We start from the raw sequence: 20,038 nt of genomic DNA, 5'->3' as shown, positions 1-20,038 counted from the left end.
GAGGCCCGAAAGCCCGCTGCAATATTCGAGGACGCCTTCGCCGGCAAGCCGGGCTCCTACAAGTCCGCGTCGACCGCAACGCAACGCCCCGCGCACCTTTGTAGGAGCTGGCTTGCCAGCGAAGAGGCCCGAAAGCCCGCTGCAATATTCGAGGACGCCTTCGCCGGCAAGCCGGGCTCCTACAAGTCCGCGTCGACCGCAACGCAACGCCCCGCGCAAACCTTTGTAGGAGCTGGCTTGCCAGCGAAGAGGCCCGCAAACTCGACGCAATATTCGAAGACGCCTTCGCCGGCAAGCCGGGCTCCTACAAATCCGCGTCGACCACAACGCAACGCCCCGCGCACCTTTGTAGGAGCTGGCTTGCCAGCGAAGAGGCCCGAAAGCCCGCTGCAATATTCGAGGACGCCTTCGCCGGCAAGCCGGGCTCCTACAGTTTTAAGGATCATTTGCGGGGATAGCCGTTTATCAGGCGTATCGGTATGCTCAGCGCACAGCCGAAATGCCCATGATAAAAAACCACAGTGACGTTATGAGCTCATCAGAAACGCGTGCGAATGTCCTAGCGCTGTATCCGGAAGACTCCCGCGAAGCGGCGGCCCTGCTCAAGCAGGCCGTGCCGCTGATGGTTCGCCATAACATCCCGCCCAATCCCGTGCACTACGCCCTCTGGTACACCTACAGCCAGGGCCAGGACCCGGAGCTCAATCGTCACCTGGACCGCGTAGTCCGGGACTTCGACGGTTGCCCGCCAGAATCGGCGACTCGCCTGTTTCGCCAGTACATCATCCGTGACGAGCTGGAAGATGCCCGCGCCGAACAGCATCAGGTCATCAGCCTGGTCGATGGCATGGAGCGCGACGTCTCGCAAAGCGTGGAAGGCAGCCTCAACTTCCAGAACCGCCTGGGGCAGTGCCTGGAAATGCTCGACGAACCGGCCAATGACCGCCTGCCGGGCATCTTGAGCGAGCTGCAGCAGAGCACTCGGCTGATGCAGAGCCAACAGGAACACTTCCTCACCCAGTTGCACTCGGCACAGGACGAAATCAAGACCCTGCGCGACAAACTGCAGCGCGCGCAACTGGCCGCGACCCTCGACGGCCTGACCGAACTGTTCAACCGCACCGCGTTCACCCGCCTGCTGGAACAGGCGCTGGGCAAGGCTTCCCGTGGGGTGGCCCTGTTGATGCTGGATATCGACCACTTCAAGCAATTCAATGATCAGTACGGTCACCCGCTGGGCGACCGGGTGCTGCAGCATGTTGCCCAGGTGCTGCGCGGGGCGTTGCCAGCCAATGCGTTCGCGGCGCGTTACGGCGGTGAAGAGTTCTGTGTGGTCCTGCCCGATTGCGCCGACCTGGGCAGTGCCTGTGCCTTCGCCGAGCACCTGCGCCTGAAGGTCCAGTCCTTGCGGATCAAGGCGCGCAGCACCGACACCGTGCTGGACACCGTGACCGCGTCATTCGGCGTCGCCTTCGTACAGCCCGGCGACAACCTGGAAAGCCTGCTGACCCGCGCCGATGACGGGTTGTACCAGGCCAAGCGCAATGGGCGGAATCAGGTGTTTGCCTTGCAGGAAGGGGCGGCGACCACCTTTTCCTGACCTGACCCTGATACCTGTGGGAGCGGGCTTGCTCGCGAAGGGGGCGTGTCAGGTTCAATGATGTCGCCTGACACTCCCTCTTCGTCGGAACGCCGCCCGGAGCAAGCCCGCTCCCACATTTAGAATTTGCCAGGCGCGAAAACTGCTTATTGACCGTCGACGCTGCGCGGCACACCGAGCGGATTGCCCTCACGCAGTGCCTCGGGCAGCAACGCATCGGGAAAACCCTGGTAGCACACGGGCCGCAGAAAACGCTCGATGGAACTCATGCCCACCGACGTGAAACGGCTGTCCGACGACGCCGGAAACGGCCCGCCATGCACGCTGGCGAATGACACCTCCTGGGGATGGGCAAAGGCGTTGACGACGATCCGCCCGGTGCGCCGCTCCAGGATCGGCAGCAAACGACGGGCCAGCGCCAAGTCCTCGGCTTCCATGTGCATGGCAGCACTGAGCTGTCCGCGCAGCGCCCGGGCGACCGCGAACATTTGCGCCTCATCCTCGACCTTCACCAGCAGGGCTGCCGGCCCGAACACTTCCTCGGTAAGGGTTGTTTCGCTGAGAAAGCGTTGGCCGTCGACCTCTAGCAAGGCGGACTGACCGTCCAGATCCGCCGTGGCGGCCAGGCCTTCGGCTACCGGTCTGGCACCGGCGCCGTGCAACCTGTCGAGTCCGCTCAAGTAAGCCCCATGGATGCCCGGCGTCAGCATTGGCCGCGCCGGTGCCGTCGTCACGCGGCTAATCATGGCGTCACGCATGGCCTCGAAACCGGCCCCGGCGATGGCAATCAGGATCGCCGGCTTGAGACAGGCCTGCCCGACATTGACCAGCATGCGCTCGATAAAACCGTCGCCGATCTGTGCGCCACGCTCGGCCAGTGCCTGGGGCAGGATGAACGTGGGGTTGACGCTGGCCATCTCGGTGAAGACCGGGATCGGCTCAGGGCGTAGCTGTGCCCGGCGATACAGGGCCATGCCGCCCTGTTCGGAACCGGTGAAGGTCACGGCCTTGATCAACGGATGGTCGACCAGGGCTTCGCCGATCGCATTGCCCGCGCCGCGCACCATCGAGAACACACCTTCAGGCAAGCCGCTGTCCTGCACGGCCTTGCGGATGGCTCGGGCCTGGATTTCCGAGGCTCCCGGGTGAGCGTTGTGGGCCTTGACGATCACCGTCGCGCCCGCCGCCAGCGCCGCGGCGGTGTCGCCGCCGGCCACCGAGTAGCTGATGGGGAAGTTGCTGGCGCCAAACACCGCCACCGGGCCGAGGGCGATTTTCTGCAGGCGATGATCCATGCGCGGGCGTGGCTGGCGCTCGGGCTGGGCCGGATCGATGGCCACCTGGAGGAAGCGTCCCCGGCGCACCACCTCGGCGAATTGCCGAAACTGCGTCACGGCCTTGGCCACTTCGCCCAGCAGTTGGGCTTCGGGCAGGCCGGTTTCCAGGGCGGCCCTTGCGGCCAGCGGCTGGGCGACGGCGTCCAGATTGTCGGCGATGCGTTCGAGCAAGGCCGATCGCTCGGCGAGCGAGGTGTGGCTGTAGTGGTCGAACGCGGCGTCGGCGAGGTTCGCCGCCAGGTCCACTTCGGCGGCGCCACCGAAGGCGAATTCCGGCTCGATCAGCTGATTGTTGGCGGGGTTCAGCGCCTTCATCGTCCCTGCGCTGGCGGCGACTTCGTTGGCGCCGATCAACAGGTTTCCAGTCAGTTTCATGGTGTGCTCACGGCTTGAGGGTGGCGATCAGTTGCTCGGTGGTGACAATCGAATGGGCGAAGGTCGGACCGTTCAGTTCATGGGCGGCGTGCATCATTTCCGGCTTGAAAGCGGCGGTGGCGTCGCGCACCAGGGTGACGTGGTAGCCCAGTTCCTGGGCGTAGCGGGCGGTGGCCTCGATGCAGGTGTTGGCCAGCAGGCCGACGATGATCACGTGGGTGATGCCTTTCTGCTTGAGGCGAAAATCCAGGTCGGTGTTGGCAAAGCCGCTCGAACCCCAATGCTCCTGGATGACGACGTCGCCAGGCTGGGGCGCGAAATCGGGATGCCATTCGCCGCCCCATTCGCCGCGAGCGAAGTGGTGCATGTGCTGGATCTTGCATTGGGTGGGGCTTGGGTGATCCCAATTCTCGTAGTCGCCTTGTTCCCAGCGCCGGTGCGGTACGATGAACACCGGTATGTCCAGGGCGCGGACGGTACGGTCGAGGGTGCGCAGGTTGTCCAGCAGGCCGACTTGCCGGGCGATCGGCTCGAGCAGCGGGAAGATCTTGCCGCCTTCGGACAGGAAGTCGTTGTAGGGATCGACCAGCAGGTAGGCGGTTCGATCCAGCGGGTAGGGGGTGTTGGACATGACCAATGCTCCAGGAAATGGACGGATCGCTGCCATGGGCTTGCCGTGGCAGCATGTAGATATGATAATCATAGTTACTTGGAAAGAGGCAAGCCCGTATGGCGTTAAAAAAGACTAGCCCTGAAACCCTGTGTCCGATTGCCCGGGCCGAAGACGTGGTTGGTGATCGCTGGACCGTGCTGGTGTTGCGCGAGTTGTTCATGCGCAATCACCGCTACGATGAGATCCAGGCGCAGACCGGCGGCACCCCGCAGATGGTCGCGACCCGCCTGAAAAGCCTGGAGGCGGACGGCATGGTCGAGCGCCGCGCCTACAACGAGCGGCCGCCGCGCTACGAGTACCACCTCACGGCCAAGGGGCAGGCGTTTTATTCTGTGGTGCTGGCGTTGCGGGCCTGGGGCGAAACCTGGTGTAAGTCGCCGCAAGAGGGCCTGGCCGTGCGCTACACCCACCAGACTTGCGGCCAGCCCGCGGGGCTCGGGCCGTTGTGCGATCATTGTGGTGAACTGTTGCGCCGTGATGAGTTGAGCAGCGAGCCGAGCGCGGCCTATGCCCTGGAGCGCCAGGAACGACGGGAGGCATTCAAGCGCGGGTCGGTGGTCAAGTCCGCCGAGTGAAGACTGCGACTATTCGTTGCACTGATAGTCACAATCATCCATCACAAGTTCTGTTGCTGCCGGCAAACAGGGAACATGCCGTGCATTGAAAACGCCTTGCGGAACCCTGTGATGAAGATGCTGACTCGACTGGCGCTGATCGCCCCCTTGCTGCTGTCCGGGTGTGCTTCTGCACCCAATAACCCGACACTGACCCTGCAGACGAAAAAGGCACCGGCGGACTACGCCCAGTGTGTGTTGCCTAAATTGCAGGAAGACGCACTGAGCGCAACGATTTCGCAGACTCAGCGCAGCTATCGAATCGTCGTTTCGAGCAAGGTCGCCGCCGACGATGTGCTCGAAGCCTACAAGGCCTCGAATGGCGGCAAGGTGTTCCTGTACGAACGCACGTTGCTGGCCTCGACGTTCGGGCCATCGCGGCTTGAACGTGCTGCTCAGGAGTGCCTTTAACCAAGCCCCGCAACCCCTCCCATCGGTGTAAGCAAATCCACTGTGTGCGAGCCTGCTCGCGAAGAGGCCGGCACATTCAGTATGGATGTCGACTGACTCACCGCCATCGCGAGCAAGCTCGCTCCCACATTTGATCTTCAGTGAATTCAAAAAACAGGCACGAAGCAGATCCACTGTGGGAGCGAGCTTGCTCGCGAAGAGGCCGGCACATTGAGCATGGATGGCGACTGAGCCACCGCCATCGCGAGCAAGCTCGCTCCCACACTTGATCCTCAGTGAATTCAAAAAACAGGCACGATACAGATCCATTGTGGGAGCGGCCTGCTGGCGAAAGCGGTGCCAGTGGTCTTCTAAGTTGTCTGTTGCACCACCGCCGTGCTGCCGCGCAACGTCAGCTCGAACGGCAACACCACATGCCGCTGTACCAGCGGTTTCTTTTCGATCAGCGCAATCAACATCTCGACGGCTTTCTGGCCGAAGACTTCGGCGGGCTGGGCGATGGTCGTCAGCGGTGGATCGCAGTACTTTGCGAATGGAATGTCGTCAAAACCGACCAGCGAAATGTCCTCGGGCACCCGCAAACCCTGTTGCTTGATGCGTTTCAACGCGCCGATGGCCATTTCATCGTTTTCGCAGAACAGTGCAGTGGGACGCTCGGGCAGGTCCAGCATGGCGGCTGCGCCGTCATCACCGGCCTTCAAGCTGAAATCACCATGGCAGATCAGCGCCGGGTCGCAATCGATGCCGGCCTGACGCAAGGCATCCTGATAACCAGCCACACGATCGCGGGTCAGCGGGCTGCTTTTCGGGCCCTTGATCAGGCCGATCCGGCGGTGGCCCAGTTCGATCAGGTGTTCGGTCATGGCCTTGGCGGCCGCGCGATTGTCCAGGCTGATGGTCGGATGACGGCCGCCTTGAATCACCTCGCAGGCGTTGACGATGGGCGGCAACTCGACGTTGGGGAAGGGCGCCTCGAACGGATCGAAGGCACGCAACTGGATCACACCGTCAGCCTGATGGTTGTACACCAGCTCGGCGAATTCCCGTTCGATCTCTTCGCGGCCCTGGGTGTCGCACAGCAGCAGCCGATAGTTGGCCGCCTGCGCCGCCTGTTGCGCGCCGCTGATGACCCGGGCAAAAAAAGTGTTGGCGATGGCGGGCACCAGGATCACCAGGTTGCCGGTGCGGCGCGAGCGAAACTGCACTGCCATCAGGTTCGGCCTGTAGCCGGCCTGTTCCACGGCCGCGTTGACCTTGTCCCGTGTCTCGGGAAGCACACGCTCAGGCGATTTCAGGGTTCTGGACACCGTGGCCACCGAGACGCCGGCCAGCCGGGCTACTTCACGGATATTGGACAAAATCACCTCGTTATCGAACCGCGCGGGCGGCGAGCTTAACGCAGTTAGCCTTGGGCTGAAATATTAATGGATCCTAATCCGGGGTTTGACAGGCAACGAAACTGAGCCTAAATTTCCGCCACGATGTAACCGGTTACATCATAGTCGGGATTCAAGTTTGAAAAGCCGCTTCCAACAGAGAACATTGCGATGAACGCTGCAATACCAAAAATAAGATTGGGCTTTGTCGGGGGCGGCGAGGGCGCATTCATTGCTCAAGCCCACCGCCAGGCCGCCGGCCTCGATGGCCGTTTTGAACTGGTGTGCGGCGCGTTCAGTCGCGATGCACAGAACAATCGGAACACTGGCGCAGCATTGGGCTTGCCGGCCTCGCGCTGCTACAGCGACTGGCAGCAGATGCTCGAGGCCGAGCGTGCGTTGCCCGCTGAGCAGCGCATGGAGCTGCTGGTGATCGTCACCCCCAACCACTTGCACGCGCCGATCGCCAGCCAGGCGCTGAGCGCGGGTTTTCATGTGTTCAGTGAAAAACCCGCGGCGCTGAACCTGGCCGAATTGCTCGCACTCAAGGACGTGGTCGAACGCAGCGGCCAACTATACGGCCTGGCCCATACGTACCTGGGTTACCCCATGGTCTGGCAGGCGCGCGACATGGTGCGCAGCGGCGTAATCGGTGCGGTGCGCAAGGTCATTGTCGAGTACCCCCAGGGCTGGCTCAGCCAGGATGTGGCCGGGCAAGGGAACAAGCAGGCGCAATGGCGCGACAAGCCTGAACAGTCCGGTTTGGGCGGCTGCATTGGTGACATTGGCACCCATGCCTTCTCCCTGGCCGAGTTCGTCGCGGATCAACCGATCCAGCACCTGTGCGCAATGTTGGGCGTTCATATCGCCGGCCGTCAGCTGGACGATGACGCCTCTATGCTGTTCAAGATGGCCGGCGGCGCCAGCGGCGTGTTGATCGCCAGCCAAGTCTGCGCCGGCGAAGAAAACCCGCTGAAAATCCGCGTCTATGGCGACAAGGGCGGGCTGGAATGGCGGCAGGAAGAACCTGCCAGCCTGATCCACCGTGCCCTCGATCAACCCATGCGCATCCTGCGCTCCGGCGTCGGCCAGCCGTGGCTGTGCGCAGCCGCCAGCGAGCGCATGCGTTTGCCGGCCGGGCATCCCGAAGGCTATCTCGAAGCCATGGCCAATCTCTACGGCGATTTTGCCCGCGCCATCCGTGGCAATGTCGCGGGGCACGATGCTCCCGGGGTGCCCGGGATCGACGTCGGCCTGCGCGGCATGGCGTTCATCGAGACCGTGATCGCCAACCATCGTGGCGACGCCAAGTGGACCGAACTGGTCTGCACCCCATGACTCTGGAGACTCCCATGACCGACCTTACTCAAACCGGCATGCGTGGCCCGGGGATTTTCCTCGCGCAGTTCATGTCCGCCGAAGCACCTTTCGATACCCTGGCCAACATCGCCCACTGGGCGGCCTCCCAGGGTTACAAGGCCATTCAATTGCCGACCCTGGGCACGCAGTTCATCGACCTTGCGCGCGCCGCCGAAGACCAGGATTACTGCGATGAACTGAAAGCCGTCTGCGCCCGGGAAGGCGTCGAAATCAGTGAACTCTCGACCCATCTTCAAGGCCAATTGGTGGCGGTACATCCGGCGTTCGACACGCTGTTCGATGACTTCGCACCGGCACATTTGCGCGGCCAACCCCAGGCACGCACCGACTGGGCCATCGACCAATTGAAGCTGGCGGCTCGCGCCAGTCAGCGCTTGGGCTTGAAGGCCCACGCGACCTTTTCCGGGGCGTTGCTCTGGCCCTACATCTACCCATGGCCGCAGCGCCCGAGTGGCCTGGTCGAGCAGGGTTTCGAGGAACTGGCCAAGCGCTGGTTGCCGATCCTCGATTGTTTCGAAGAGGCCGGCGTCGACCTGTGCTACGAGATTCACCCCGGCGAAGACCTGCACGACGGCGCTTCTTTCGAGCGCTTCCTGGAGGCGGTCGATCACCATCCCCGCGCGGCGATCCTGTATGACCCCAGCCACCTGCTGCTGCAGCAAATGGACTACCTGGGCTTCATCGACCGCTACCACGAACGCATCCGCATGTTCCACGTCAAGGACGCCGAGTTCCGGCCCGATGCCCGTTCCGGGGTCTACGGCGGTTATCAGGGTTGGGTCGAACGGCCGGGGCGTTTCCGCTCATTGGGCGATGGCCAGATCGATTTCAAATCGATCTTCAGCAAACTGACCCAATACGACTTCGCCGGGTGGGCCGTGCTGGAGTGGGAATGCTGCCTGAAGGACTCTGCGCAGGGCGCCGCAGAAGGGGCGGCGTTCATCGAGCGACACATGATCAGCAAGACCCGAAAGGCTTTCGACGATTTCGCCAGCGTGTCGTCAGACGCCGCTTTCAATCGACGATTGTTGGGGCTATCTGACGCCTGAACACATTTCTCTCGCACAAAAACAAAAATAAGACGGTGACTGTCATGACCACGATGACCGCGCGATTAAGCGCAATGATGTTCCTGCAGTTCTTTATCTGGGGTGGCTGGTTCGTCACCCTCGGTACTTTTCTCGCCAGCAATCTGGGCGCCACTGGCGGGCAGATCGGCATGGCGTTCTCGACCCAGTCATGGGGGGCGATCATCGCGCCGTTCGTGATAGGTCTGATTGCCGATCGCTTCTTCAATGCCGAGCGCATTCTCGCCGTGTTGCACCTGGTGGGCGCGGTGTTGCTGTATCAGCTGTATCGCGCACCGGACTTCAGCACCTTCTATCCGTTCGTGCTGGCCTACATGATGATCTACATGCCGACCCTGGCCCTGGTCAATTCCGTCGCGTTCCGCCAGATGAGCGACCCGGCGCTGGAGTTCTCGCGCATCCGCGTGTGGGGCACCATCGGCTGGATCGTCGCCGGCGTGGTGATCAGCTTCGTGTTTGCCTGGGATTCACAAGCGGCGATTTCGTCAGGCGGGTTGCGCAACACCTTCCTGATGTCGGCGATTGCGTCACTGCTGCTGGGCCTCTACAGCTTCACCTTGCCGCGCACCGCACCGCTCAAAGGCGAAGCGAACGGCGGCCTCAAGCAGATGCTCGGGCTGGATGCCCTGGGTTTGCTCAAGGATCGCAGTTATCTGGTGTTCTTCATCGCGTCCATCCTGATCTGCATTCCGCTGGCGTTCTACTACCAGAACGCCAACCCGTTCCTGGCGGAAATCGGCGTGACCAACCCCACGGCAAAAATGGCCATCGGGCAAGTCTCCGAAGTACTGTTCATGCTGCTTCTGCCTCTGTTCATTCATCGCTTCGGGATCAAGCTTGCACTGCTGGTGGGGATGCTGGCCTGGGCCTTGCGCTACCTGTTATTCGCCTATGGCAACAACGGCGACCTGGCTTTCATGCTGTTCACCGGCATTGCGTTGCACGGCATCTGCTATGACTTCTTCTTCGTTTCCGGACAGATCTACACCGACGCCAAGGCTTCGGAACGCTTCAGGAGTTCCGCCCAGGGCTTGATCACCCTGGCGACCTACGGCCTGGGCATGCTGATCGGTTTCTGGGTGGCGGGGCAGGTGACCGACCACTACGCCGCGACGGCGGGTAGCCATGACTGGAAAAGCATCTGGCTGTTCCCGGCAGGGTTTGCCCTGGCGATCTTTTTCTGTTTTTCCCTGGCGTTCAAGGGACGAGAGAAGGTGGTGGTGCAAACAACGGTCTGACCCCTTGTAGGAGCTTGCTCCGGGCGGCGTTCCGACGATGGTCGCCAACGTTAACGCGTCCTTTCAGGCAGCACGCGTTATCGTTGGCGACCATCGCGAGCGAGCTCGCTCCTACAAGGAGCCTGGCCATGCATTGATCACCGAGGTCAGGAATTGCTGGGACAGCTCCGGCTTATCCAAGGCCCTGGCAACGAGCATGGCACCGGCAATCGAGGCAATGACCCGCAACGCTTCCTGGTGTTTTTCCTCCGGGTTTTCGCCCTCCACCAATGGCATCAGTATCTCGATCAAGCGCTCGATGCCCTTGGTGAAGGACTGGCTGACCGCGCCGCCGGTACGCGCGACATCGGTCGCCAGGGCGGGAATCGGGCAGCCCTCGGTCCAGTTGTCCAGGTGCTTCTGGGTCAGGTAACCCTTGACCAGCTCGGGAATCGATTTGGCGTCCTGCCATTGTTGAATGTTGGTCTCGAACGTCCTGCTGACGGCCTCGCAAGCCAGCTGCTCCTTGCCGCCTGGAAACTGCCCGTAGAACCCGCCGTGGGTCAGCCCGACCGAACGGGACAGTTCGCCGATGCCGATCCCGTCGATGCCTTTCTCGCGGTACAGCCGGGAGGCGGCCGTGAGGATCGCTTCCTTGTTGGCCGCAGCCTTGTCTTTCGTCACTTTCATGGGGTGCTCCTGTGGCCGGTGGGCATGGCCCTTGGCAAGTCGTCGCTGAGAGGCTAGTAATTATGATAGTCGTCATATATTGTTGGCGCAAATGTGTGACGGCCAAATCTCTTTTTTTTGCCCTTATACATGATGGCTATCATCAAAAACAATGCTCAAGGCGGATACTCCATGGAACAGTCCCTCAAACCTCTGCGTTATCCACTTGCCGCATTGGCACTCACGATGCTTGCCGCTTGCGATCGTGCGCCTGTCGCCGCCAATGCACCGGGGGCGCCGCACGTCACGGTGGCCAAGGTGATCGAGCAGCCTATTACCGAATGGGACGAGGTGACCGCACGACTGGAAGCCCCGGAAACCGTCGAGGTCCGTCCACGGGTATCAGGGCAGATTGAACGGGTCGCCTTTACCGACGGTGCGTTGGTGAAGAAGGGGGACCTGTTGTTCCAGATCGATCCGCGGCCCTTCGAGCACGAGGTCGAGCGTTTCCAGGCCCAGTTGCAACAAGCCCGGGCGACGCTGCTGCGCACCGCCAATGAAGCGCAGCGCGGGCAGCGCTTGCTCGGCAGCAATGCGATTTCCGCGGAACTGGCCGACACCCGCACCACCACCGCACAAGAGGCCAAGGCCGGTGTCGATGCGATCCAGGCGCAGCTCGACCTTGCCCGGCTGAACCTGAGCTTCACCCGCGTCACCGCGCCGATCAGCGGCCGTGTCAGCCGCGCGGAAATCACCGCCGGCAACATCGTCACCGCCGATACCACGCCGCTCACCAGCGTGGTCTCCACCGACAAGGTGTACGCCTACTTCGATGCCGACGAGCGCCTGTTCCTCAAGTACGGCCAGCTCTCCCGCCAGGGCCAGCGCGGCCAGAGCACGCCGGTGTACATGGGCCTTTCGAACGAAGAGGGCAACAGTCACCTGGGGCAGATGAACTTCGTCGACAACCAGGTCAATCCCAAGACCGGGACCATCCGTGGTCGTGCGGTGTTCGACAACGCCGACGGCCAATACACCCCCGGGTTGTACGCCCGGCTGAAACTGGTGGGCAGCGCCGCCTATGCCGGCCTGCTGATCAAGGACGAGGCAGTGGGCACCGACCTTGGCAAGAGGTTCGTGCTGGTCATCGATCAGGACAACAAGGCGGTGTACCGCAGCGTCGACCTGGGCCCCAAGCTTGAAGGCCTGCGCATCGTGCGCAGCGGATTGCAGAAGGACGACCGCATCGTCATCAACGGCCTGCAGCGGGTCCGTCCCGGTGCCGTGGTCGCCCCGCAGGACGCGCCCATGGCCGACCCGGAAACGGTGGCGACACTGGCCCGCCAACGCCAGGCCGTTGAGGCAGGCAATCAACCCGCAAGCCCATCCTCCGCCTCCGTCAAATCACCAGCCCTGGTGAAAACGGATGCGCCTGCCAGCCCTCGCGGATAAGGGAGCACCGACATGAAATTCTCACAGTTCTTCATCACGCGGCCGATCTTCGCCGCGGTGCTGTCGCTGCTGATCCTGATCGCGGGCGCCATCTCGCTGTTCCAGCTGCCGATCAGCGAATACCCCGAAGTGGTGCCGCCGACCGTGGTGGTTCACGCCAATTACCCGGGGGCCAACCCCAAGGTCATCGGCGAAACCGTGGCGGCGCCGTTGGAGCAAGCCATCACCGGCGTCGAGAACATGCTGTACATGTCCTCGCAGTCCACGGCGGACGGGCGTTTGACGCTGACCGTGACCTTCGCCCTGGGCACCGACCTGGATAACGCCCAGGTCCAGGTGCAGAACCGCGTGACCCGCACCGAGCCGAAATTGCCGGAAGAAGTGACGCGCATCGGTATCACCGTGGACAAGGCCTCACCGGAATTGACCTTGCTGGTGCACCTGGTGTCGCCGGACAAGCGCTACGACATGCTGTACCTGTCCAACTACGCGATCCTCAACGTCAAGGATGAGCTGTCGCGCCTGGACGGCATCGGCGATGTGAAGATGTTCGGTATCGGTGACTACTCCCTGCGTATCTGGCTCGATCCGGACAAGACCGCCTCGCGCAACCTGACCGCCACCGACGTGGTCAACGCGGTGCGCGAGCAGAACCGCCAGGTCGCGGCCGGGGCACTGGGTTCGCCACCGGCGCCGAATGCCACCCACTTCCAGATGTCGATCAATTCCCAAGGCCGGCTGGTCACCGAGCAAGAGTTCGAAAATGTGATCATCCGCAGTGGCCCGAACGGCGAGATCACCCGTCTCAAGGACATTGCCCGGGTCGAGCTGGGATCCAACCAGTACGCACTGCGGGCGCTGCTCAACAACCAGGAAGCGGTGGCCATGCCGATCTTCCAGCGCCCGGGGTCCAACGCCATCGACATCTCCGACCAGGTGCGGGCGAAGATGGCCGAGCTGAAGAAAAACTTCCCCCAAGGCATGGCCTACGAGATCGTCTACGACCCGACCATCTTCGTGCGCAGTTCGATCGAGGCGGTGGTTCACACCCTGTTCGAAGCGCTGATCCTGGTGGTGCTGGTAGTGATCCTGTTCCTGCAGACCTGGCGCGCCTCGATCATTCCGCTGGTGGCGGTGCCGGTGTCACTGATCGGCACCTTTGCCGTGATGCACCTGCTCGGTTTCTCCCTCAATGCACTGTCGCTGTTCGGCCTGGTGCTGGCCATCGGCATCGTGGTGGATGATGCGATCGTGGTGGTGGAGAACGTCGAGCGCAATATCGAATCGGGCCTGGAGCCGGTCGAGGCCACCAAGAAGGCCATGGGCGAGGTGACCGGCCCGATCATCGCCACGGCGCTGGTGTTGTGCGCGGTGTTTGTGCCGGCGGCGTTCATTTCCGGGCTCACCGGGCAGTTCTATAAACAGTTCGCCCTGACCATCGCCATCTCCACGGTGATCTCGGCCTTCAACTCCCTGACCTTGTCGCCAGCGCTGGCAGCGGTGCTGCTCAAGGCCCACGGCGCGCCGAAAGACCGCTTCTCGAAAGTGCTGGATCGCTTGCTCGGCGGTTGGCTGTTCAAACCCTTCAACCGCTTTTTCGACAAGGCCAGCCATGGCTACGTGGTTGCCGTGGCCAAGATCATTCGTGGCAGCAGCGTCGCCTTGCTGGTGTACGCCGGCCTGATCGGCATGACCTATATGGGCTTCAGCACCACGCCGACCGGATTCGTGCCGACCCAGGACAAGAAGTACCTGGTGACCTTCGCCCAGCTGCCGGACGCGGCGAGCCTGGATCGCACCGAATCGGTGATCCGCCGCATGAGCACCATCGCGATGAACGAGCCGGGGTTCGACAGTGCCGTGGCATTTCCCGGGCTGTCGATCAACGGTTTCACCAACAGCCCGAACGCCGGCATCGCCTTCATCGGCTTGCGCCCGTTCGATGAGCGCAAAGACCCGAGCTTGTCCGCCGGGGCGATTTCCGCGTCGCTCAACGGCAAGTTCGGCGACATCCAGGACGCCTACATCGCCGTGTTCCCGCCACCACCCGTCCAAGGCCTGGGCACCATCGGCGGTTTCCGCCTGCAGATCGAGGACCGCGGCAACCTCGGCTACGAAGAGCTGTACAAAGAAACCATGAACATCATCGCCAAGAGCCGCAGCGTTCCGGAACTGGCCAACCTGTTCACCAGCTACACGGTCAACGTGCCGCAAGTGGAAGCGGCCATCGACCGGGAAAAGGCCAAGACCCACGGCGTGAAGATCAACGACATTTTCGACACCTTGCAGGTGTACCTGGGCTCGCTGTACGCCAACGACTTCAACCGTTTTGGCCGCACCTACCAGGTCAATGTGCAGGCCGAGCAACAGTTCCGCCAGGAGCCGGAGCAGATCGGCCAGTTGAAGGTGCGCAACGATCGCGGCGAGATGGTTCCGCTGGCGACCTTCGTCAAGGTCAGCCCGACGTCGGGGCCGGACCGGGTCTCGCACTACAACGGTTTCGTCACTGCGGAGATCAATGGCAGTGCAGCCCCCGGCTACAGCTCCGGCCAGGCCCAGAAAGCCATCGAGAAACTGCTCAAGGAAGAACTGCCCAACGGCATGACCTACGAGTGGACCGACCTGACCTACCAACAGATCCTGTCCGGCAACACGGCGCTGCTGGTGTTCCCGCTCTGCGTGCTGCTGGCGTTCCTGGTGCTGGCCGCGCTGTATGAAAGCTGGAGCCTGCCGCTGGCGGTGATCCTGATCGTGCCGATGACCCTGCTGTCGGCGATTGCCGGGGTGATCATTTCCAAGGGCGACAACAACATCTTCACCCAGATCGGCCTGATCGTCCTGGTGGGCCTGGCGTGCAAGAACGCGATCCTGATCGTCGAGTTCGCCAAGGACCGACAGGCCCAGGGCCTGTCGCCGCTGGACGCCGTGCTCGACGCCTGCCGCATGCGGCTGCGGCCGATCCTCATGACCTCGTTCGCCTTCATCATGGGCGTGGTGCCGCTGGTGACGTCCACCGGCGCCGGCTCGGAAATGCGCCGGGCCATGGGGGTAGCGGTGTTCTCCGGGATGCTCGGGGTGACCTTCTTCGGCCTGCTGCTGACGCCGGTGTTCTTTGTCCTGATTCGCCGCTACATCGAACGCAAGCAAGCGCGCAAACGCGCCAATGCACTGAACCTGGAGGTGCAACCATGAAAGCCCTGAAGTTGTTTTTGCCCAGTCTCCTGGTGACGGCACTGGCGGCGTGCACGGTCGGGCCAGACTACAAGACCCCCGACACCCCGCGAGCGGTCAGCGTTTATGCCAAGGCGGCCAACTACGATCAGGCGCGTTTCGAGCGCCTGTGGTGGCAGCAGTTCGACGACCCCACGCTGAACCAGTTGGTGAGCAAGTCCCTGGAAGGCAACCGCGACCTGCGGGTGGCGTTTGCCCGCTGGAAAGCCGCCCGGGCCATTCGTGACGACGTCAGCAACGACAATCTGCCCGTGGTCACCAGCCGCGTCAGCAGTGAGCAAGGGCGTGCGCAGGTGCCAGGGCAGACCGAGCACCGGGTCAACCTGGAGCGCTACGACCTGGGGCTGGACATGGCCTGGGAGATTGATCTGTTCGGGCGCATCCAGCGTCAGCTCGAATCGAGCGATGCGCGGGAAGACGCCGCGGCGGCGGATCTCTACCAGTTGCGGGTGTCGATGATCGCCGAGCTGGTGGATGCCTATGGTCAACTGCGCGGCGCTCAACTGCGGGAGAAAATCGCCCTGGCCAACTTGAAGAACCAGAGCGATTCGCGCAGCGTCACCGTGAGCCTGCGCGATGCCGGGGTCGGCAACGAACTCGATGTGGTGCGCGCCGACGCGCGCCTGGCCGCGGTGGAGGCGAGCGTACCGCAGCTGCAAGCGGAGCAGGTCCGGGAGAAAAACCGCATCGCCACCTTGCTCGGTGAACGCCCGGAGCAACTGAGCGTGTCCTTGAGCCCGGCGGACCTGCCGGCCATCGCCAAGGCGCTGCCGATCGGTGATCCCGGCGAGTTGTTGCAGCGGCGTCCCGATGTGCTGGCGGCCGAACGCAGGCTGGCGTCGGCGACGGCGGATGTCGGCGTGGCCACTGCCGACCTGTTTCCCCGTGTCAGCCTCAGCGGCTTCCTTGGCTTCACCGCCGGGCGCGGTTCGCAGATCGGCTCCAGCGCCGCCCGCGCCTGGAGCCTGGGCCCGAGCATTACCTGGGCCACCTTTGACCTGGGCAGCGTGCGCGCCCGCATTCGCGGCGCCAACGCCGACGCCGAAGGCGCCCTGGCCACGTATGAACAGCAAGTGCTGCTGGCGCTGGAAGAGTCGGAGAACGCCTTCAGCGACTATGGCAAACGCCAGCAGCGGTTGTTGTCGTTGATCAAGCAGAGCGAGTCGAGCCGCGCGGCGGCCAGTCTGGCGGCGATCCAGTACAAGGAAGGGTCGGTGGATTACCTGGTGCTGCTCGATGCCGAGCGCGAGCGCTTGAATGCGGAGGATGCCCAGGCCCAGGGTGAAGTGGATCAGTACCGGGGGATCGTGGCGATCTACAAGGCGCTGGGGGGAGGGTGGGACAGTGGCGGCAACAAGCTGGCCGCGATGAACTGATGCCAGTTTATCGTGAATGATTATATTCACGGGGTATTGCGTGACTACTATTTATAGATTGGATCCGCTGCGTCATAACAGAGGTGAAAGAGATGAATAAGATAATGGCCTGTTCAATAGTTGTACTGTTGCTGGCGGGTTGCTCATCCTCTGGTCATCAAGCTGCCATGGATGCGCATGCTGATGCCCCACCGACTGCGAAACAGTTAAACGCAAGCGAGATAAATTCGACGGTAATAGGTCGCAAGCACTCCAGCGTAACGTCCACCGGATATCCTTTCTCTGAAACATTGAATCCTGACGGCACCGCAACCATCAAGATTTCCAGCGAGCCCATGCAAACCGGCGCCTGGGTGATTACCGAAGACGTCATTTGCGTCACTTATCAGAAGTATGGAAAGGAATGCAATAGAGTACTCAGTGACGGGGTCACGATCTGGTTTGTCGATAGCGTGAAAAATAAAACCAACAACAAGTTTACAGTTCAATAAAGGTTGATGTGCGAGGTGCGGCATGAGCAAAGAATACTGGAGTTGTATATTCCTGGCCCTTGTCTTGTCCGGTTGCGCTTCGTCTGGTAGCCATACGATAAAACCGGTTTCGCCTTCGGCGGTTGCGCTGGATGACGATCAGGTTCGCAGTACCCTGATTGGCAACAAACTTAACAACGTAGGGGAGTCGGGCTTGCCGTATTCCTTGAGCTTCAATGCGGACGGAACCGAGATATTCAAGATGTCAGGCAATCCACCCGAAACGGAACATTGGACCGTCAAGGATGGGGTGATCTGTTTCACCTCACCCAAGATCAACAAGGAATGCTATCGGCTGAAAAAGGACAAGGACGACTACTGGCTGGTAGATCCACAGACGGGCGCAGTGCACTACCACTACACCCTGACTGCGCAATGAACTCGCTGGCTCCTACAGCGGGGTGTCACCCAGACCCAGGGGAAAAAGCCGATCATCGAATTGACTCAGGCGCGGGTACTCGATGGCCTCATCCGCATCGATGTTTTCAAGGCGCTGGCGATAGCTGAGCAAAAACGCCTGTCGGTCCTCAGCGCTGATGTACGGCACATGCCAACCGACAAAAGGTGGTAGCACCTCCAGCCCGACATAGGCCAAGGTCCCACGCAACAGCGGACGCAACATGTCTTCCAGGGGGCCATGGATCGCGTTGTCGCCGAACATGTGCTCACGCCCGCCCAGGGTCACGGTCACCAGGGCTTTCTTGCCGCTCAGGCCGCCTTGATCATAGAAGCGCTTGCCGCCGTAGCAGATGCCGGATACCAGCACCCGGTCAATCCAGCCCTTGAGAATGGCCGGTGTCGAGAACCAGTAGATCGGGAAGTTGAGGATCAGCAGGTCCGCCCACAACAGCTTGTCCAGCTCCTGCTGGATATCGGCGGCGAGGGTCTGCTCCTTGCTGTTGCGTCGTTGTTCGAGGGCGTAGACCAGGTATTCGGGATTTTCCCTGATGCAGAAGTCCTCGGCACTGGCCACCGGGTTCCAGCTCATCGCGTACAGGTCCGATACCCGCACCTCATGCCCTTGGGCTTGCAAGGTTTCGACCGCCTGGTCGCGCAGCGCAGCGGTAAAGGATTTTGGCTCGGGGTGGGCATGCACGATCAAAACATTCATGGCGAATCCTTGGAAGGAGAGATCAAAAGTAGGTCGGCCAGGTACGCATTTCGTGGCGTCCTATACCGTTATTGAAGCCGCGCCGTTGCGCCGCCAGTGCCTCGACCAGAAAGCGCCGGGTTTCTCCCGGGGCAATCACCTCGTGGGTGCCCATGGCGCCGGCCAGGGCAAAGGCCGAGGTGTCTTTTGCGAACTCGGCATGCAGGCGCTCGTAGCGTTCCGGGTCGCTCTCGCGTGTCACGCCATGCACCACGCTGACCGCAACGCCGGGGTCGACGAAGCTGACGTCGGCCATGCACCAGGCGGCCGACTGGTCGCTGTTGCGGCCACCGCCGAAATTCAGGTACGCCTGACCGAAACTCTTGCGCACGATCACCGAAAGCTTGGGCACCGAACAGAGTTGCACCGCGTGAATCATGTTCATGATGTGCGCCGGTGCGCTGCGTTTCTCGCCTTCGATACCCACCAGGAAACCGGGGGTATCGACCAGAAATACCAGCGGGATATTGAACGAGTCGCACAGGGCGATGAAGCCGGTGGCCTTGCGGCAGGCATCGGCGTCCAGAGCCCCGCCTTTGAATAACGGGTTGGAAGCGACAATGCCGATGCTGGCACCTTCGAGCCGAGCCAGGGCGGTGACGACCGAGCGACCGAAACGATCCTTGAGTGGAAACAGGCTGGCGCGATCGACCAGGGTGGCGAGCAGCTTGCGCATGTCGTAGGTCTTGCTGCGTTCTGCCGGGACGATGCGTTCAGGCCCCGACGAGTCCGGGCGGTCCTCGGGCGTGCAGGGCAGCTCGGGCGGCAGCTCATTCGAATGAGAGGGCAAGTAGCCGAGAAAGCGCCGGATGGCGCTCAGCGCTTCCTGGTCATTGTTCACAACCATGTCGGCCAGCCCGGTGATTTCGGCATGCATGCGCCAGCCACCGAGTTCTTCGGTATCCGAACTCTCGCCGATGGCCACCGAGGTGACTTTTGGGCTGGAAACAGCGAGCATTGCGCCTTTGCGCATCACGGTGAAATCCGCCAGGCACGAATACCAGCTCGCCGAACCGAAGCAAGGCCCGAGCACTGCGCTGACCCACGGCGTCTCGCGCCGCCGGCAGTACTGCTGGGCATCCTGGCCGCCACCGGCCATGCTGCCCGCACCCATCGCATCCTGCATGCGCTGGCCCGACGATTCGCCGAGGAAGATCAGCGGCATGCCGTTGCGGGTGGCGCATTCCTTCATGTAGGCGATCTTGCGCGCATTGATCCACGAGGACGACGCGCCTTTGACCGTCATGTCGTTGGACACCACGGCGACACGGCGCGAGTCGATGCGGCCAAAGCCGGTGATCTTGCCGTCGGCGGGGGTGCTGTCGCGATCCTCGGGGCGGGCGGAGTGGGCCAGCATGCCGATCTCGCTGAACGACTGCGGGTCGAGCAGACCCTCCAGCCGCTCACGGGCGTTGAGCACGCCGGCATCGCGGCGCGCCTGGAGCCTGGCTTCGCCGCCCATGTTCAAGGCGGTGGCGCGACGGAAGTGCAGCTCTTGTTCGGGTGAAGTGTGTTCGCGGGTCATCGTGAAGTCTCATTGGGAACCATGACGGCACGTC

General features: G+C 62.2%; 17 protein-coding genes. 11 read left to right on the top strand and 6 right to left on the bottom strand.

Annotated features, from left to right (window positions below; genetic code table 11):
* Window positions 1–529: 529 nt before the first annotated feature.
* On the top strand, window positions 530–1,600 hold the full coding sequence (locus ACM6I6_RS19990; RefSeq protein ID WP_414920591.1) for a GGDEF domain-containing protein: 1,071 nt from the start codon (window positions 530–532) through the stop codon (window positions 1,598–1,600).
* A gap of 146 nt (window positions 1,601–1,746) precedes the next feature.
* Here ACM6I6_RS19990 and ACM6I6_RS19985 read toward each other — a convergent pair whose 3' ends face one another.
* Together ACM6I6_RS19985 and ACM6I6_RS19980 are read right to left on the bottom strand one after the other, a co-directional pair.
* On the bottom strand, window positions 1,747–3,312 hold the full coding sequence (locus tag ACM6I6_RS19985) for an aldehyde dehydrogenase (NADP(+)) (protein ID WP_414920590.1): 1,566 nt from the start codon (window positions 3,310–3,312) through the stop codon (window positions 1,747–1,749).
* Between the two features lie 7 nt (window positions 3,313–3,319).
* Entirely contained in the window at window positions 3,320–3,943 is a 624-nt protein-coding gene (locus tag ACM6I6_RS19980) for an isochorismatase family cysteine hydrolase (RefSeq protein WP_274077605.1), read from the bottom strand.
* Between the two features lie 98 nt (window positions 3,944–4,041).
* Here ACM6I6_RS19980 and ACM6I6_RS19975 point away from each other — a divergent pair, with 98 nt between their 5' ends.
* The gene (locus ACM6I6_RS19975; protein WP_414920589.1) at window positions 4,042–4,560 is read left to right on the top strand and encodes a winged helix-turn-helix transcriptional regulator; all 519 of its coding nucleotides are present in this window, start codon (window positions 4,042–4,044) and stop codon (window positions 4,558–4,560) included.
* A gap of 111 nt (window positions 4,561–4,671) precedes the next feature.
* Window positions 4,672–5,010, top strand: coding sequence for a hypothetical protein (locus tag ACM6I6_RS19970; protein WP_274077607.1), 339 nt, complete (start codon window positions 4,672–4,674; stop codon window positions 5,008–5,010).
* A gap of 350 nt (window positions 5,011–5,360) precedes the next feature.
* Here the strand turns inward: ACM6I6_RS19970 and ACM6I6_RS19965 are convergent, their stop codons facing one another.
* On the bottom strand, window positions 5,361–6,368 hold the full coding sequence (locus ACM6I6_RS19965; RefSeq protein WP_323609037.1) for a LacI family DNA-binding transcriptional regulator: 1,008 nt from the start codon (window positions 6,366–6,368) through the stop codon (window positions 5,361–5,363).
* A gap of 189 nt (window positions 6,369–6,557) precedes the next feature.
* Between ACM6I6_RS19965 and ACM6I6_RS19960 the strand changes: the two genes are divergently transcribed.
* The 3 genes from ACM6I6_RS19960 to ACM6I6_RS19950 are packed head-to-tail and all read left to right on the top strand — an operon-like array spanning window position 6,558 to window position 10,092.
* Entirely contained in the window at window positions 6,558–7,724 is a 1,167-nt protein-coding gene (locus tag ACM6I6_RS19960; protein ID WP_414920588.1) for a Gfo/Idh/MocA family protein, read from the top strand.
* Window positions 7,725–7,762: 38 nt separating this feature from the next.
* Complete coding sequence (locus ACM6I6_RS19955) at window positions 7,763–8,815, top strand: sugar phosphate isomerase/epimerase family protein (protein ID WP_414920604.1); 1,053 nt, start codon at window positions 7,763–7,765, stop codon at window positions 8,813–8,815.
* Window positions 8,816–8,859: 44 nt separating this feature from the next.
* Window positions 8,860–10,092 carry a nucleoside permease gene (locus tag ACM6I6_RS19950; protein ID WP_414920587.1) on the top strand — a complete coding sequence of 411 codons (1,233 nt, stop codon included), beginning with the start codon at window positions 8,860–8,862 and terminating at the stop codon, window positions 10,090–10,092.
* A gap of 111 nt (window positions 10,093–10,203) precedes the next feature.
* Here the strand turns inward: ACM6I6_RS19950 and ACM6I6_RS19945 are convergent, their stop codons facing one another.
* A complete protein-coding gene (locus ACM6I6_RS19945; RefSeq protein WP_274077611.1) occupies window positions 10,204–10,761 on the bottom strand; it encodes a TetR/AcrR family transcriptional regulator in 558 nt (185 codons plus the stop codon).
* A 171-nt stretch (window positions 10,762–10,932) separates the two neighbouring features.
* On the opposite strand from ACM6I6_RS19945, the gene mexE reads away from it, so the two are divergent.
* The 5 genes from mexE to ACM6I6_RS19920 all read left to right on the top strand — a co-directional run bounded on the left by mexE (window position 10,933) and on the right by ACM6I6_RS19920 (window position 17,708).
* Window positions 10,933–12,192 (top strand): multidrug efflux RND transporter periplasmic adaptor subunit MexE, encoded by a 1,260-nt coding sequence (gene mexE, locus ACM6I6_RS19940; RefSeq protein ID WP_323609033.1) that lies wholly within the window; start codon window positions 10,933–10,935, stop codon window positions 12,190–12,192.
* A gap of 12 nt (window positions 12,193–12,204) precedes the next feature.
* Window positions 12,205–15,384, top strand: coding sequence for an efflux RND transporter permease subunit (locus ACM6I6_RS19935; RefSeq protein WP_414920586.1), 3,180 nt, complete (start codon window positions 12,205–12,207; stop codon window positions 15,382–15,384).
* Window positions 15,381–16,799: an efflux transporter outer membrane subunit gene (locus ACM6I6_RS19930; RefSeq protein ID WP_274077614.1), complete on the top strand. Its 1,419-nt coding sequence runs from the start codon at window positions 15,381–15,383 to the stop codon at window positions 16,797–16,799. Before ACM6I6_RS19935 ends, ACM6I6_RS19930 begins: the two co-directional genes overlap by 4 nt.
* 92 nt (window positions 16,800–16,891) lie before the next feature.
* On the top strand, window positions 16,892–17,290 hold the full coding sequence (locus ACM6I6_RS19925) for a hypothetical protein (protein WP_323609030.1): 399 nt from the start codon (window positions 16,892–16,894) through the stop codon (window positions 17,288–17,290).
* 22 nt (window positions 17,291–17,312) lie between these two features.
* Window positions 17,313–17,708 (top strand): hypothetical protein, encoded by a 396-nt coding sequence (locus tag ACM6I6_RS19920; RefSeq protein ID WP_323609029.1) that lies wholly within the window; start codon window positions 17,313–17,315, stop codon window positions 17,706–17,708.
* Window positions 17,709–17,720: 12 nt separating this feature from the next.
* Here the strand turns inward: ACM6I6_RS19920 and ACM6I6_RS19915 are convergent, their stop codons facing one another.
* Both ACM6I6_RS19915 and ACM6I6_RS19910 read right to left on the bottom strand, forming a co-directional pair.
* Entirely contained in the window at window positions 17,721–18,440 is a 720-nt protein-coding gene (locus ACM6I6_RS19915; protein WP_323628604.1) for an NAD(P)H-dependent oxidoreductase, read from the bottom strand.
* A 22-nt stretch (window positions 18,441–18,462) separates the two neighbouring features.
* On the bottom strand, window positions 18,463–20,004 hold the full coding sequence (locus ACM6I6_RS19910; protein WP_323609027.1) for an acyl-CoA carboxylase subunit beta: 1,542 nt from the start codon (window positions 20,002–20,004) through the stop codon (window positions 18,463–18,465).
* Window positions 20,005–20,038: the final 34 nt, after the last annotated feature.

This window comes from Pseudomonas sp. IT-P218, assembly GCF_949767605.1.
GTDB classification, from domain to species: Bacteria; Pseudomonadota; Gammaproteobacteria; order Pseudomonadales; family Pseudomonadaceae; genus Aquipseudomonas; species Aquipseudomonas putida_AE.
The sequence above is the reverse complement of the archived record's forward strand: the minus strand, read 5'-3'. Positions and strand labels throughout refer to the sequence as shown.

Coding starts and splice junctions, on each gene's coding strand:
- ACM6I6_RS19915 (WP_323628604.1), bottom strand. CDS start 18,440: ATGAATGTTTTGATCGTGCATGCCCACCCCGAGCCAAAATCCTTTACC.
- ACM6I6_RS19950 (WP_414920587.1), top strand. CDS start 8,860: ATGACCACGATGACCGCGCGATTAAGCGCAATGATGTTCCTGCAGTTC.
- ACM6I6_RS19980 (WP_274077605.1), bottom strand. CDS start 3,943: ATGTCCAACACCCCCTACCCGCTGGATCGAACCGCCTACCTGCTGGTC.
- ACM6I6_RS19975 (WP_414920589.1), top strand. CDS start 4,042: ATGGCGTTAAAAAAGACTAGCCCTGAAACCCTGTGTCCGATTGCCCGG.
- ACM6I6_RS19920 (WP_323609029.1), top strand. CDS start 17,313: ATGAGCAAAGAATACTGGAGTTGTATATTCCTGGCCCTTGTCTTGTCC.
- ACM6I6_RS19935 (WP_414920586.1), top strand. CDS start 12,205: ATGAAATTCTCACAGTTCTTCATCACGCGGCCGATCTTCGCCGCGGTG.
- ACM6I6_RS19910 (WP_323609027.1), bottom strand. CDS start 20,004: ATGACCCGCGAACACACTTCACCCGAACAAGAGCTGCACTTCCGTCGC.
- ACM6I6_RS19930 (WP_274077614.1), top strand. CDS start 15,381: ATGAAAGCCCTGAAGTTGTTTTTGCCCAGTCTCCTGGTGACGGCACTG.
- ACM6I6_RS19970 (WP_274077607.1), top strand. CDS start 4,672: ATGAAGATGCTGACTCGACTGGCGCTGATCGCCCCCTTGCTGCTGTCC.
- ACM6I6_RS19990 (WP_414920591.1), top strand. CDS start 530: ATGAGCTCATCAGAAACGCGTGCGAATGTCCTAGCGCTGTATCCGGAA.
- ACM6I6_RS19925 (WP_323609030.1), top strand. CDS start 16,892: ATGAATAAGATAATGGCCTGTTCAATAGTTGTACTGTTGCTGGCGGGT.
- ACM6I6_RS19955 (WP_414920604.1), top strand. CDS start 7,763: ATGCGTGGCCCGGGGATTTTCCTCGCGCAGTTCATGTCCGCCGAAGCA.
- ACM6I6_RS19960 (WP_414920588.1), top strand. CDS start 6,558: ATGAACGCTGCAATACCAAAAATAAGATTGGGCTTTGTCGGGGGCGGC.
- ACM6I6_RS19945 (WP_274077611.1), bottom strand. CDS start 10,761: ATGAAAGTGACGAAAGACAAGGCTGCGGCCAACAAGGAAGCGATCCTC.
- ACM6I6_RS19985 (WP_414920590.1), bottom strand. CDS start 3,312: ATGAAACTGACTGGAAACCTGTTGATCGGCGCCAACGAAGTCGCCGCC.
- mexE (WP_323609033.1), top strand. CDS start 10,933: ATGGAACAGTCCCTCAAACCTCTGCGTTATCCACTTGCCGCATTGGCA.